Here is a 12263-nt window from a genome sequence, read left to right on the forward strand (position 1 = left end):
GTCAGACGGCTTTCTGGGCGCGGGCGCGCACGATGCGCGGGTAGCGGATGGTGAAGGCGACGGGGACGGCGAAGCCGAGGACCTTGAGCGTGATCAGCGCGGCCGTCGCGTGCGGCGCGAAGTTCAGCAGCGCGATGCCGGCGAGACCGGTGACGGTGAAACTCAGCGCCCAGACGAGCGTGATGATGACGTTGACCCGCTTGAAGACCGGGTTGCCCCAGAGCTCCGGCGGCGTCATCGTCCGCGCGATGCCGAGGGTGAACGGCCGGCCGATGGCGAGCGAGCCCCAGGCGGTGAGCGCCAGCCAGGCGTCGGTCAGCGCGCCGGTGTAGGTCTTGAGCGGCGACGCGGGGAAGGTGAACGCGACGGCCGTGAGCAGCGCGAAGAAGGCGAGCGCGCTCCACTCGATGATCAGCGCGTCCGCCTTGCGGCCTTCGCGGCGGGCCAGGACGAGCAGGCCGGCGGCGAGGACGAGCCCGGTGAGGCCGGACCAGCGCCAGTCCGCCTGCGTGGCGACCACGGCGAACGCGATCCACGGAAGGAAGCTCTTGAGGTAGTTCATGTCCCGCTCTCCCCTGACATTCCAACTTTGACATGTCGAAGTTAGAATCTGCTACATGGACATGTCAAGACTGGAATGTCATGATGGGGTCATGAGTCTTCGCCACGCTGTCCTCGGCTTACTGGACGAGCACCCGATGAGCGGCTACGACCTGCTGAAACGCTTCGAGCAGGCGATGTCCAACGTCTGGGCGGCGACGCAGAGCCAGCTCTACGGCGAGCTCGGCAAGCTGGAGACGGCGGGCCTGATCCGCGTCCACGCCGAGGGCCCGCGCGGCCGCAAGGAGTACGAGCTCACCGACGCCGGCCGCGCCGAGCTGATTCACTGGCTGGCCGAGACCGAGCCGAACCGTGTGACGCGCAACGAGTCGCTCCTGCGCGTCTACTTCCTCGGCGCGATCGGCCCGGAGCGCGCGCGGGAGTACCTGGCGAACCTGGGGGAGACGGGCCGCCGCCGCACCGAGCGCCTGACCGACCTCGAGAAGACGATCGACTGGGGCGACGACGCCCCTTCGGTGTACGGCCGGCTGGTCCTGGAGTGGGGCAAGCGCTTCTCGGAGATGCAGCGGGAATGGGCGGAATGGGCGGTGAAGCAGGTCGAGTGAGGCCTGTATAACGCCGTGTACGGCGGGTGTCTTCGCGGCCGAACGGGTGAACCGGCCGGGGAAGCGTCAACACGGCGCGACGGCCGCGCGTGGTGGTCGTGGCGAGCCGGCCGGGTCGCCGACACGACGCGAGGGAGCACCCGTGAGACGACGGATCGGACTCATCCTGGGAGCCGTGGCCCTGCTGCTGACGGCGCCGGCCGGCGCCGCCTCGGCGGCGCCGGCGAATTTCGGCGCGGCCGCCGTGCACGCGAATGGCGCGGGGGCCACCGCGGTCTCCGCCACGGGAAACCTCGCCTGGTCGGCTTCGCGGCGGACGGTCACCCTCACCAACGTGAAGATCTTCATCAAGGGCGGTGAGTGCGGATACCTGGACATCTCCGGGTGGCAGGGCAGTACGCGGCTGGACTCCACCGACCGCTACCCGGCTTCGGTTTACCGCTGCGCGCCGTCCGACGCCGTGTACGTGGCCGGGACCGAGATCCTGACGACGGATCGGCCGGGCGGCATCGACCACGTGATCGTCGAGGTGACGGACGACAGTCACTCGATCATCGGCTGGGCGAACTGCGAGTACGCCGACACGAAGTGCTACCACGGGCAGTACTGAGCGAACCTCAGGCCGCGTGGCGGCCGTGGGCCTGGCGCCGGAAGGGCCGGGGCCGCGGCCGTCCCGGCGCCGGGGTGTCCACTGTGGACCCGGTGGCCGTCGCGCCGGGGTCCGCGGTCGCCGCCGGGAGCGGGGCCGTGCGGTCACGATGACTCCGGTGGACCGCCCACAGCAGCACCAGCCCGAGCACCACCAGCACGTGCGTCGCCAGCCGGGCGAACGTCACCCGGCCCGCCGCCAGGTCGCCCGCCGAGAGCACCAGCAGCACCCCGACGAACCCGGTCAGCAGCGGCAGCTGGCCACCCGCGGTGCGGGGCCGGACGACCGCCGCCAGCAGGCCGATCCCGACCGCCAGGTTCCACGCGCCGCTCTCGTGGGCGAGGTGCCCGGCGAGCGCGACGGCGTCGTGCAGCGCGTGCGCGTCGGCCGTGCCCAGCAGCTGTGCGAACGCCAGCCCGAGCTGCGCGATCGCCACCACGGCAAGCGCGATCCGCAGTCCCCAGCCCTCACCGGACGGCGCCGGCGTGCGGTCGAGGATCACCGCGGTGAGGTCCGGGACCGGCGGGGCCGGGCGCAGGAGCATCGCCCGCCGCAGGTCGGACGCGCGCCCGAACCACTCCCGGCACGCCGCGCACGACGCCAGGTGCGCGTCGGGCGACACCGGCTCGTCCTCGCCGTCCAGCCGGGCCGACAGCGCTTCGCGGCAGTCCTCGCACTTCATCTCCCAGTAGTCGGACGGCGGAACCCCGAAGTTCCCCGTCACTGCTAGGTTCCGGACTATGACTCGCGGTGAGGACGACACACGCGTCACGGCTTTGGCGATGGCCGCCGGCCGCGGCGACCGGCGCGCCCTGGAGGAGTGGGTCCGCGCGACGCAGGCCGACGTCTGGCGCTTCCTCGCGCACCTCACCGACGCCGCCTCGGCCGACGACCTGACGCAGGAGACCTACCTCCGCGCCTTCGGCAGCCTCCGCCGGTTCGCCGGCCGGTCGTCGTCGCGGACCTGGCTGCTGGCCATCGCGCGGCGGGTGGTCGTCGACCAGATCCGGGCCGCCGGCGCGCGGCCGAAGCTCGCCGACACCGACTGGGAAGCCGCCGCCGAGCGCACCCGCGACCCGGCGGCCGGTTTCGAGGAGCTCGTCGAGCTCGGCCTGCTGCTCGACGGACTGGACCCGGAGCGGCGCGAGGTCCTCGTGCTGACCCAGGTGCTCGGCCTGTCCTACGCCGAGGCCGCCGACGTCTGCGGCTGCCCGGTGGGCACCGTCCGTTCCCGCGTCGCCCGCGCCCGGGAGGACCTGATCCAGGCCCGGCGCGCCCGGGGCTCGGACGCCGGCTGAACCAACCCGCTGGGCCGTCCGGCACTGTGGCGGCGCACACATTCGGGGGCTTCCGCTGTCATCTCGTCACAGAGATGGGCGAACACGACTACTCCGCGTTGACGCCCTGACAACGCCTGCTTAGCGTGGCGCGCACCCCGCCACCACGCTGCAAGGGATCCCCGATGGCCAGTCCCACCACCAGTCCCGCAGGCCCGGAACCGGGTCAGGTCGGCCGCCGCCGCTTCCTGACCTACCTCGTCGCCGCGCCCACGCTCACCGTCGCCACCAAGCTCACCGCCGACGCGGTGGCCCCGGCCACCGCCGAAGCCGTCGTCCCGACCCTGCCGCAGCCGGCGGAGATCCTCGACCTCGGCGACGTGCTGACGCTCTCGTGCGTGCCGACCGCCGGGATGCTGGTGCTCGAGATGACCACCGACGGCCGGGCGCGCCTGCAGCTGCCGCGCGCCGAGGTCGGCCAGGGCATCACGACGGCGACCGCGATGCTCGTCGCCGAAGAGCTGGACCTGCCGCTCGACAAGGTCGACGTCGTGCTCTCGGACGCCCGCACCGAGCTGCTGTTCAACCAGCTCACCGGCGGCTCCAACACGATGCGCTCGCTCTACGACCCGGTCCGCGCGACCGCGGCGACCGCCCGCGCCCGGATGCTGGCCGCGGCCGGGGCACAGTGGGGGACCGACGCGTCGCGACTGTCCACTCGCGACGGTGCGGTGCACGCGCCCGACGGCCGCCGGGCCGGTTACGGCACGCTCGCCGGGCCCGCGTCGCGCTCCGGCCTGAACGTCGGCGCGATCCAGCCGAAGGCCGAGGCCGCGCACACGCTCGTCGGCACGCCGACCTCGCGCAAGGACGCCCGCGCGATGGTCACCGGCAAGCAGGTCTACACGCTCGACCTCGACGTCCCGGGCGCGAACCCGGTGATGGTGCGGCGCCCGCCGACGATCAACGGCACCGTGAAGAAGGTCAACAACGAGGCCGCCGTCCGCGCCATGCCGGGCATCATCGACATCGCCGTCGTGAAGACCGGCGTCGCGGTGATGGCCGAGACCTTCGGCCAGGCCCTCGACGGCAAGGAGGCGCTCGACGTCACCTGGGGCGCGGGCACCGTCGACGGCGAAGACAACGAGAGCATCAAGAAGAAGCTGCGTGGCGCCGCGCTGCCGTTCGTGGTGCCGCCGCTGCTCACGCAGTACGTCGACGGCGAGTTCGACTTCGCCTTCGCGAGCCACGCGCCGATGGAGTCGAACTCCGCGGTGGCCGACGTCCGCGACGGCAGCGCCACCATCTGGGCCGGCCTGAAGTCGCCGATCGTGGCGAAGCAGACCATCGCCCAGGAGCTGGGGCTGCCGGAGAACAAGGTGACCGTGCACGTCCAGCAGGGCGGCGGCTCCTTCGGGCGCCGGCTGTTCTTCGACGCCGCACTCGAAGCCGCGCACATCTCCCAGGCGATGAAGAAGCCCGTCCGGCTCATGTGGAGCCGGATCGACGACATGCGCCACGGCCGCGGCCGCGCGGCCAGCTACCACCGGATCCGCGCGACGTTCGCGCTCGGGCAGGTGCTCACGTTCGAACACCGCGTCGCCAGTGTCGAAACCGACTGGAGCCACGGCCTCGGCGAGATCCTCACGGCGTTCGCGGCGAAGCTGCCCGTCGGCGGCAACCTGAGCTTCGCGCAGACGGTGTTCCTGCTGACGATCAAGTCGCCGTACAACTTCGGCGTCACCACGCAGCTGCTCAACGAGGTGCCGCTGAAGTTCCACACCTCGGCGTGGCGCTCGGTCTACTCGGCGAACACCCGCGGCGCCGAAGAGATCATGGTCGACGAGATCGCCGCGAAGCTCGGCAAGGATCCGCTGCAGTTCCGCCGCGAGTTCATCAAGGAGCCGCGGCAGCGCGCGGTGCTCGACAAGGTCGCCGAGCTCGGCGAGTGGGGCAAGAAGATGCCGAAGGGCTTCGCGCAGGGCATCGCGGTGCACGGCGAGTACAAGTCCTTCACCGCGTGCCTGGTCGAGCTCGACGCGCGCGACACGAAGTACCCGCGCGTCACGAAGGCGACGATCGCGGTCGACGTCGGCAAGCCGGTGAACCCGCGCGGCATCCAGGCGCAGATGCTCGGCGGCCTCACCGACGCGATCTCCACGACGCTCACCGCGGGCCTGCACATCGACAAGGGCCTGCCGCTGGAGGGCAGCTACTCGCAGTTCCACTACGCGCGGCAGAAGAACTCGCCCACCGACGTCACCGTGCACGTCATGCCGGCCACCGGAGACGACATCGGCGGCGCGGGCGAGCTCGGCCTGCCGGCGCCGGTCGGCGCGATCGCCAACGCCTACGCCCGGGCCACCGGGATCAAGCCCCGCAGCTTCCCGATCACCTTCCCGGTCGACTTCGAACCGTTCCCGCGCTGAGGAGAACCATGCCGAACTACACCTTCGTGGTGAACGGGAAGACCGTCACCGTCGACGCGCCCGCCGACCTGCCGATGCTGTGGGCGCTGCGCGACAAGCTCAAGGTCCGCGGGCCGAAGTACGGCTGCGGCATCAACGTCTGCAAGGCCTGCACCAGCCACCTCGACGGCGAGGCGTTCAACCCCTGTGTCACGCCGGTCGCCGACTGCGCGGGCAAGGAGGTCACCACGATCGAGGGACTGGCCGACGGCGAGAACCTGCACCCGGTCCAGGAGGCCTGGCTGGAGCAGGACGTCGCGCAGTGCGGCTACTGCCAGCCCGGCCAGATCATGGCGGCCGTGGCGCTGCTGAAGAAGACGAAGAACCCGACCGACGCGGAGATCGACGCGATCGAGAACGTCTGCCGGTGCGGCACGTACTTCCGGATCCGGGAAGCGATCAAGAGCGCCGCCGCGAAGATGTGACGACGCGGATGCGGAGGTTCTACAGAAGAACCTCCGTATCCGCGGTAGCTGTAGAAAGTTCACCCGGTCGTGATGACCGCTTTCGGGTTAGATGTCGGTCTCAGGCCTCGACGAGGAGGTCGGGGGACCGGAGGGCACCATGCACTACCAGGCGCTGCTGGCCGACGGGCTCGCGCCGAAGGTCGCGTCCCTGGCCGCCGAGGTCGAGCGCAAGCTGCCCGAGCTGATCGAGAGCACCGTGCGGCAGATCCGCGCCGAGATGCCGGTGTACCAGGACGCCCGGTTCGTCACCCACGCCGAGCTGCGGAGCTCCGTGCGGGCCAACCTCGAGCACGTCATGCGCACGCTGCGCGGCTCCGACGCCCCGGACCTGTCCCAGGCCCGCGCCACCGGCCGGGCCCGCGCCCTGCAGGGCGCACCGCTGCCGGAGCTGCTGCGCGCCTACCGGATCGGGCTCACCGAGGTGTGGCACCGGTTCGTGGAGCTGACCGCCCGCGGCGAGCAGCAGGACCTCGCCGGGCTCGTCGCCGCGACGTCGGCGATCTGGGCCCTCATCGACGACCTCGCCGAAGCGCTCACGACGTCCTATCGGGACACGACGGCGGAAGTCATGGTGGCGCACCAGAACCGGCGCTCGGCGCTGGTCGAGGCGCTGTTCGCCGGCGGCTCCGCGACCGAGGGCACCCTCTGGGACATCGCGCGGGTGCTCGACCTCGCCCTGGACGGCACTTTCGTCGTGGTCGCGGCGGAAACCCCGCGGCTGGGCCAGGAACCGCTGCCGCAGATCGAGGCGCGGCTGCGCGAGCTGCACCACGCGTCGGCGTGGCGCCTGACCCCGGACCTGCAGGTCGGCGTCGTGTCCCTGCGCGACCCGAGCGCGTCGAAGGCGATCGTCGACCTGGTCCGCGAGCACCCGGTCGGGCGGGTCGGCGTCAGCCCGGTGTTCACCGGCCTGGGCAACACCTCCCGCGCGCTGCACCTGGCCCGGGTGGCGCTGTCGAGCCTGATGCCGGGGACACCGGCGCTGGTCCAGTTCACCGAGTCGCCGCTGGCCGGGCTGGTGGCGAGCGCGCCCGAGGCGTCGGTGCAGCTCGCGCACCACGTCCTGCAGCCGGTCCTGGACCTCCCGGGTGACGACCGGAACGTGCTGCTGCTGACGTTGCGCGCGTGGTTCGACTGCCAGGGTTCGACCAAGCTGACGTCGGAACGGATGTTCTGCCACCCCAACACGATCCGCCACCGTCTCAAGCGGATCACCGAGGAGCTGGGCCGCTCGCTGACCGACCCGGCCGACATCGCCGAGCTGGGCGCGGCCCTGCGGGCGCTGAACCTCTTCCCCGAAGCGACCCACCTGCCGGCGCCGCGCTGAGCCCCGGCCGGGTGTCCCCGGGGTCCCGGCAAAGTCGGATTCGCCGGTCAGCTCGTAGCGCGGACGGCCAGGTAGACCACACCGGAGGTCGCGGTAGCGGCCTGGGAGGGTCATGAATGACTCATTCATGACCTCTGACGAGGTGAATGAGTCATTCACGACATCGCAGGGGCTCGCCGGTCACGTTCGCCCCGACTTTGCCGGAACCCTCGGGTGTCCCCGGGGTTCCTGGGGGTGACAGGACCAGGCGCGGGCGGGCGGCGCTGATTACCGTGGAGTCGTGACCGGCGAACCGAACCTCCTGGGTGACCACCTCCGCGCCCGCCGCGAGCTGCTCACCCCCGAGCAGGCCGGCATCCCGGCCGCCGGTCTGCGGCGGGTGCCCGGCCTGCGCCGGGAAGAGGTCGCGATGCTGGCCGGGATCAGCGCCGACTACTACCTGCGCCTGGAGCAGGGGCGGGACCGCAACCCGTCGAGGCAGGTCCTCGAGTCCCTGGCCCGGGTGCTGCAGCTCGACGACGACACGACGGCGTACCTGATCGGCCTCGCCGAGGCCCCGCAGGCACGCCGGAAACGCCGTCGCCGCAAGGAAACCGTCCCGCCGGGCACGGTGAAGTTCGTGGCGGCGCTCCCGCTGCCGGCGTTCGTCGAGGGGCGTTACCTCGACGTGCTGGCGGCCAACCCGCTCGCCGCGGCGTTGTCCCCGCGGCTCGTCGTCGGCGCCAACCGGCTGCGCGACGTGTTCCTCGACCCGGCCGAGCGGGCGCTCTTCCCGGACTGGGACCGCGCTACGCAGGGACTGGTGGCCGGCTTCCGCCAGTCCGTCGGCACCGAGACCGACGACCCCCGGTTCATCGAGCTCGTCGGCGAGCTTTCGCTGGCGAGCCCGCGTTTCCGGGCGCTGTGGGCCCGCCACGACGTCGCGAACCGGCGCGGCGCGACCGTGCGGTTCGACCATCCGCAGGTCGGCGAGCTGGTGCTGAACCGGGAAAAGCTCGTCGTCAGCGAGGCGCCGGGCCTCGTGCTCGCCGTCTACCACCCCGACCCCGGCACGGACGCCGCGGACAAGCTGGCCCTCCTCGGCTCCGCCGCCGCTCCGGCCCGATCCGACCAGAAGGAACCCCACGCATGAGCAAGCTCGCCCTCGTCACCGGCGCGACTTCCGGCATCGGCCGGGCGTTCGCCGAACGCCTGGCGGCCGACGGCCACGACCTGGTGCTCGTCGGCCGGCGGCAGGACCGCCTCGACGCGTTCGCCGCCGCCCACACCGAGGTCAAGGTCCGCACTGTGGCCGCGGACCTGTCCACCGACGAAGGAATCGACGCCGTGGCGGAGATCGCCGCCGCCGAGCCGCTCGACCTGCTGGTGAACAACGCCGGGGTCGCCCACTACAAACCGCTGGCCGACCTGCCCGCCGCCCAGGCGCGCGAGCTGGTCAAGGTGAAGGTGCTCGCGCCGACGTTGCTTTCGCGCGCCGCGGTCGGCGGCATGCAGGAGCGCGGCCGCGGCGCGATCGTCAACGTCGCGGGCATGATCGCCTTCAGCGGCCCGGCGCCGCATGCGCAGATGCCGCGCCGCGCGGTCTACGCCGGCAGCCTCGCGCACCTGGTGGCGATGTCGCAGACGCTGAGCGCCGAGCTCGAAGGCACCGGCGTCCGGGTCCAGGTCGTGTGCCCGGGCGTGGTGGCCACGGAGTTCCACGAGGTCCAGGGCCTGGACCTGAGCGCGGTGCCCCGCATGAGCGCGGCGGACGTCGTGTCGGCGTCCCTGCGCGGCTTGGAGCTCGGCGAGGTCGTCTGCGCGCCGGGTGTCGAGGACACGAGCCTGCTCGACAGCGTCTTCCGGGCCGATCTGGCGGCTTTCGGGGGCCAGAGCCCGGAACTCGCCTCCCGCTACCGGACGCCGGGACCGTAACGCCGGGCCATCCCGGTCAGCCACTCGCGGCCGACCGGGTTCGCGGTGTGCACCCGCACCTCCGGCGGCCAGCGGTCGTGCTCGCACAGCCAGAGCACGACCGGCCGGGTCGTGTCGTCCCCGCCGAGGTCGTGGTCGAAGGAGATCGCGGCGAACTCGGTGCCCTTCAGGAGTTCGATCGCCTCCGCGCTCGTCTTCGCCCACGTCCAGCCGTCCGGCGCCGGGCGGAGGTCGTCGACCCAGAGGCGGCTCATGCGGCCAGCAGTTCGCGGGTGCGGGCCTGCTCGGCCGCCGAGCCGAACGGCATCACCAGCAGCTCCGTCGCGCCCGCGTTTTCGAGGGTTTTCACCTGGCGGCGCACGGTTTCCTCGTCGCCGACGATGACGCTGTCCGAGACTTTCGCGTGGCCGTCGCGGTCGAGCATCGCCCGGTACGCCGGGACGTTCGCCGCGGCGCCGTAGTTCTCCTCGACCCACGCCCGGCGTTCGTCCATATCGGACGTCACGCAGATCAGCTGCCCGGACACGACCCGCGACTCCCCGCCGAGCGCCGGCGCCACGAACTCGCCGGTCGCCCGCGGGCCGGCCCACGTGGTGATCACGCCGTCGGCCAGCTCGCCCGCCAGCCGGGTCGACTTCGGGCTCACAGAGCCGACCAGCACGGACGGCCTTTCGGCGCCCGGCGCGTTCACCCCGCCCGCCGCGGTGAGCGACTCGCCGTGGACGGCCGCCTTTTCCCCACGCAGCACGGGGTTCAGCGCTTCCAGGTACTCGCGCAGGTGGCGCAGCGGGCGGTCGTAGGAGTACCCGAACTCGTGCTCGACGATGTGCCGGTGGCTCAGCCCGACCCCGAGGTGGACCGGCACGCCGGTCGCGGCCTGGACGGTCAGCGCCTGCGCGGCCATCGTGATCGGGTGCCGCGGGTAGGTCGGCACGACACACGTTCCGAGCCCGACGCCGGGCGCCGCGGCGCCGAGGGCGGGCAACGCCGTGAGCGCGTCCCAGCCGCCACGCTGGGCCAGCCAGAGCGTCCGGTAGCCGAGCTTCGCGGCTTCGCGCGCTTGTGCGGTCATGGCGTCGAAGCCGACGCCGAGTTCGTCGATCAGGATCCCCGTGCGCATGTGTCCTCCCAGGTGGTCAGTACGCGCGTTCGAGCTGTTTCCGGTCGAGCGCGACGGATTCGGTGAACAGCCCGGCCACGCGGGGCGCGATCGCCCGCAGCCGGGTGGTCGAGACGGCGAGCGGCTCGAAGGCGTGCGCGACGGTGTCGGCCAGCAACGCCGGCTCCGGCGGCGAAGCGCCGACGAGGAAACCGTGCAGCACCGCCTGGTAGGCGACGGCGAGTTCGCGGGCCGGCCGGTCCGCGCGCAGCAGGTCGTTGGCCGCCAGCAGTTCGAGGTACTCGACGAACGCCTCGTCGTGGCGCGGGTCGAGCTTGGTGTGCAGCTTCGGCAGCAGCTTGCCGAGCGTGTCGGTGTCGTCGGCGTACCCGGCGCGCAGCAGCGGCCGCGCGAGGACGTTCCGGTACTGGGCCTCGGTCAGCGTCGACAGCCGCGCGGCGAGCGGGTCCGCCTCGAGCGTCCGGACGAGGTCTTCGATGCTGCGCACCGACTCCCGCAGCAGGACGGCGAGGAAGAGCTCCTCACGGTTCTTCCAGTGCAGGTAGACGGTCCCCTTGCCGACGCCGGCGCGCTCGGCGACGTCCTCGATGGTCGTGCGCCGGTAGCCGGCGCGCAGCAGCAGCCCGGCGGCGGCGTCGAGGATCCGCTCGGCCCGCTCCACGCGGTCTTCGGCAGGAGGCACGCCACCATCGTATGACCAAATGCGAAATCTGGTCAAACGTCAGGTTCGAAAGAGGGCGGGACGCGCCGGGCGTCCCGCCCTCCCGGGTGGCTCAGCCGTCCGAAGACCGCTTCCACAGGTTGATGCCCGCGTCGGTCGCGTGGCCGTCGATCTCGGTCAGCTCCTCCGAGCTGAAGTCGAGGTTCCCGAGCGCGCCGACGTTGTCCTCGAGCTGCTTGACGCTGCTCGCGCCGACCAGCACGGACGTCACGCGGTGGTCGCGCAACGCCCAGGCCAGCGCCAGCTGGGCCAGCGACTGCCCGCGGCGGCCGGCGATCTCGTTGAGCGCGCGGACCCGGCCCAGCCGGTCGTCGTCGAGGGTGCCCGGGTCGAGTGACTTGCCCTGCGCCGCCCGCGAATCCGCGGGGACGCCGGTCAGGTACTTGTCCGTGAGCAGCCCCTGGGCCAGCGGCGAGAACGCGATGCAGCCCGCGCCCGCCTCGTCGAGGGTGTCGAGGAGCCCGTCCTCCTCGATCCAGCGGTTCAGCATCGAGTACGACGGCTGGTGGATCAGCAGCGGCGTCCCGAGCTCACGCAGCAGGCGTGCGGCTTCGGCGGTGCGCTCCGAGTTGTACGACGAGATCCCGACGTAAAGCGCTTTCCCGGCGCGGACCGCGGAGTCGAGCGCGCCGACGGTCTCCTCCAGCGGCGTCTCGGGGTCGAACCGGTGGGAGTAGAAGATGTCGACGTAGTCCAGGCCCAGCCGGCCGAGCGACTGGTCCAGCGAGGACAGCAGGTACTTGCGAGAGCCCCACTCGCCGTACGGGCCGGGCCACATGTCGTAGCCGGCCTTGCTGGAGATCACCAGCTCGTCGCGGTAGGGCTTGAAGTCGGTGGCCAGCAGCCGCCCGAAGTTCTCCTCGGCCGAGCCGTACGGCGGGCCGTAGTTGTTCGCCAGGTCGAAGTGCGTGATGCCGAGGTCGAAGGCGCGGCGGGTGATGTCGCGCTGGGTCTGCAGGGGCTTGTCGTGGCCGAAGTTGTGCCACAGCCCGAGCGAGATCGCGGGCAGCTTGAGCCCGGACCGCCCGGTGCGCCGGTAGGGGATCGATTCGTATCGGCCGGAAGCCGCAACGTAGGTCACGCGGCGATGCTAGCTCGCTCGGCGGCACTCGGCGGTCCGGTACAGTCCGGGGTGAGCGACCGCTTAGGAGGCC

Annotated in this window: 14 protein-coding genes; 8 read left to right on the top strand and 6 right to left on the bottom strand. The window is 71.9% G+C overall.

The genetic code is table 11. The features are described 5' to 3' along the window. Position 1 precedes the first annotated feature (1 nt). A complete protein-coding gene (locus ACZ63E_RS08065) occupies positions 2 to 562 on the bottom strand; it encodes a hypothetical protein (protein ID WP_465335318.1) in 561 nt (186 codons plus the stop codon). A gap of 91 nt (positions 563 to 653) precedes the next feature. Between ACZ63E_RS08065 and ACZ63E_RS08070 the strand changes: the two genes are divergently transcribed. Together ACZ63E_RS08070 and ACZ63E_RS08075 are read left to right on the top strand one after the other, a co-directional pair. Next, a complete protein-coding gene (locus ACZ63E_RS08070) occupies positions 654 to 1166 on the top strand; it encodes a PadR family transcriptional regulator (RefSeq protein WP_465335319.1) in 513 nt (170 codons plus the stop codon). A 142-nt stretch (positions 1167 to 1308) separates the two neighbouring features. Further along, positions 1309 to 1776, top strand: a complete 468-nt coding sequence (locus ACZ63E_RS08075) for a hypothetical protein (protein WP_465335320.1) — start codon at positions 1309 to 1311, stop codon at positions 1774 to 1776. 7 nt (positions 1777 to 1783) lie between these two features. Here ACZ63E_RS08075 and ACZ63E_RS08080 read toward each other — a convergent pair whose 3' ends face one another. Continuing rightward, on the bottom strand, positions 1784 to 2539 hold the full coding sequence (locus ACZ63E_RS08080) for a zf-HC2 domain-containing protein (protein ID WP_465335321.1): 756 nt from the start codon (positions 2537 to 2539) through the stop codon (positions 1784 to 1786). Between the two features lie 16 nt (positions 2540 to 2555). On the opposite strand from ACZ63E_RS08080, the gene ACZ63E_RS08085 reads away from it, so the two are divergent. From ACZ63E_RS08085 to ACZ63E_RS08110, 6 genes are all read left to right on the top strand, one after another. After that, entirely contained in the window at positions 2556 to 3113 is a 558-nt protein-coding gene (locus ACZ63E_RS08085) for a sigma-70 family RNA polymerase sigma factor (protein WP_465335322.1), read from the top strand. Positions 3114 to 3277: 164 nt separating this feature from the next. Beyond that, positions 3278 to 5521: a xanthine dehydrogenase family protein molybdopterin-binding subunit gene (locus ACZ63E_RS08090; RefSeq protein ID WP_465335323.1), complete on the top strand. Its 2244-nt coding sequence runs from the start codon at positions 3278 to 3280 to the stop codon at positions 5519 to 5521. An 8-nt stretch (positions 5522 to 5529) separates the two neighbouring features. Beyond that, on the top strand, positions 5530 to 5985 hold the full coding sequence (locus ACZ63E_RS08095; protein WP_465335324.1) for a (2Fe-2S)-binding protein: 456 nt from the start codon (positions 5530 to 5532) through the stop codon (positions 5983 to 5985). Positions 5986 to 6124: 139 nt separating this feature from the next. Continuing rightward, positions 6125 to 7354 (top strand): PucR family transcriptional regulator, encoded by a 1230-nt coding sequence (locus ACZ63E_RS08100; RefSeq protein ID WP_465335518.1) that lies wholly within the window; start codon positions 6125 to 6127, stop codon positions 7352 to 7354. A gap of 280 nt (positions 7355 to 7634) precedes the next feature. Next, positions 7635 to 8486 carry a helix-turn-helix domain-containing protein gene (locus ACZ63E_RS08105; protein WP_465335325.1) on the top strand — a complete coding sequence of 284 codons (852 nt, stop codon included), beginning with the start codon at positions 7635 to 7637 and terminating at the stop codon, positions 8484 to 8486. Further along, positions 8483 to 9268: an SDR family NAD(P)-dependent oxidoreductase gene (locus tag ACZ63E_RS08110; protein ID WP_465335326.1), complete on the top strand. Its 786-nt coding sequence runs from the start codon at positions 8483 to 8485 to the stop codon at positions 9266 to 9268. Before ACZ63E_RS08105 ends, ACZ63E_RS08110 begins: the two co-directional genes overlap by 4 nt. On the opposite strand, the gene ACZ63E_RS08115 is transcribed toward ACZ63E_RS08110, so the two are convergent. The 4 genes from ACZ63E_RS08115 to mgrA all read right to left on the bottom strand — a co-directional run bounded on the left by ACZ63E_RS08115 (position 9247) and on the right by mgrA (position 12190). Then, the gene (locus ACZ63E_RS08115; RefSeq protein WP_465335327.1) at positions 9247 to 9522 is read right to left on the bottom strand and encodes a cyclic-phosphate processing receiver domain-containing protein; all 276 of its coding nucleotides are present in this window, start codon (positions 9520 to 9522) and stop codon (positions 9247 to 9249) included. The genes ACZ63E_RS08110 and ACZ63E_RS08115 overlap by 22 nt on opposite strands. Beyond that, positions 9519 to 10388, bottom strand: a complete 870-nt coding sequence (locus ACZ63E_RS08120; RefSeq protein WP_465335328.1) for a TIGR03564 family F420-dependent LLM class oxidoreductase — start codon at positions 10386 to 10388, stop codon at positions 9519 to 9521. Before ACZ63E_RS08120 ends, ACZ63E_RS08115 begins: the two co-directional genes overlap by 4 nt. 16 nt (positions 10389 to 10404) lie before the next feature. Beyond that, complete coding sequence (locus tag ACZ63E_RS08125; protein ID WP_465335329.1) at positions 10405 to 11070, bottom strand: TetR/AcrR family transcriptional regulator; 666 nt, start codon at positions 11068 to 11070, stop codon at positions 10405 to 10407. A 91-nt stretch (positions 11071 to 11161) separates the two neighbouring features. Beyond that, a complete protein-coding gene (gene mgrA, locus ACZ63E_RS08130; protein WP_465335330.1) occupies positions 11162 to 12190 on the bottom strand; it encodes an L-glyceraldehyde 3-phosphate reductase in 1029 nt (342 codons plus the stop codon). Positions 12191 to 12263: the final 73 nt, after the last annotated feature.

Source organism: Amycolatopsis sp. NPDC104819 (assembly GCF_055583145.1).

What these genes read in the sequence shown, in the direction of transcription:
- ACZ63E_RS08095 (WP_465335324.1), top strand. Translation starts at nt 5,530, where the DNA reads ATGCCGAACTACACCTTCGTGGTGAACGGGAAGACCGTCACCGTCGAC.
- ACZ63E_RS08110 (WP_465335326.1), top strand. Translation starts at nt 8,483, where the DNA reads ATGAGCAAGCTCGCCCTCGTCACCGGCGCGACTTCCGGCATCGGCCGG.
- ACZ63E_RS08100 (WP_465335518.1), top strand. Translation starts at nt 6,125, where the DNA reads ATGCACTACCAGGCGCTGCTGGCCGACGGGCTCGCGCCGAAGGTCGCG.
- ACZ63E_RS08115 (WP_465335327.1), bottom strand. Translation starts at nt 9,522, where the DNA reads ATGAGCCGCCTCTGGGTCGACGACCTCCGCCCGGCGCCGGACGGCTGG.
- ACZ63E_RS08065 (WP_465335318.1), bottom strand. Translation starts at nt 562, where the DNA reads ATGAACTACCTCAAGAGCTTCCTTCCGTGGATCGCGTTCGCCGTGGTC.
- ACZ63E_RS08070 (WP_465335319.1), top strand. Translation starts at nt 654, where the DNA reads ATGAGTCTTCGCCACGCTGTCCTCGGCTTACTGGACGAGCACCCGATG.
- ACZ63E_RS08085 (WP_465335322.1), top strand. Translation starts at nt 2,556, where the DNA reads ATGACTCGCGGTGAGGACGACACACGCGTCACGGCTTTGGCGATGGCC.
- ACZ63E_RS08090 (WP_465335323.1), top strand. Translation starts at nt 3,278, where the DNA reads ATGGCCAGTCCCACCACCAGTCCCGCAGGCCCGGAACCGGGTCAGGTC.
- ACZ63E_RS08120 (WP_465335328.1), bottom strand. Translation starts at nt 10,388, where the DNA reads ATGCGCACGGGGATCCTGATCGACGAACTCGGCGTCGGCTTCGACGCC.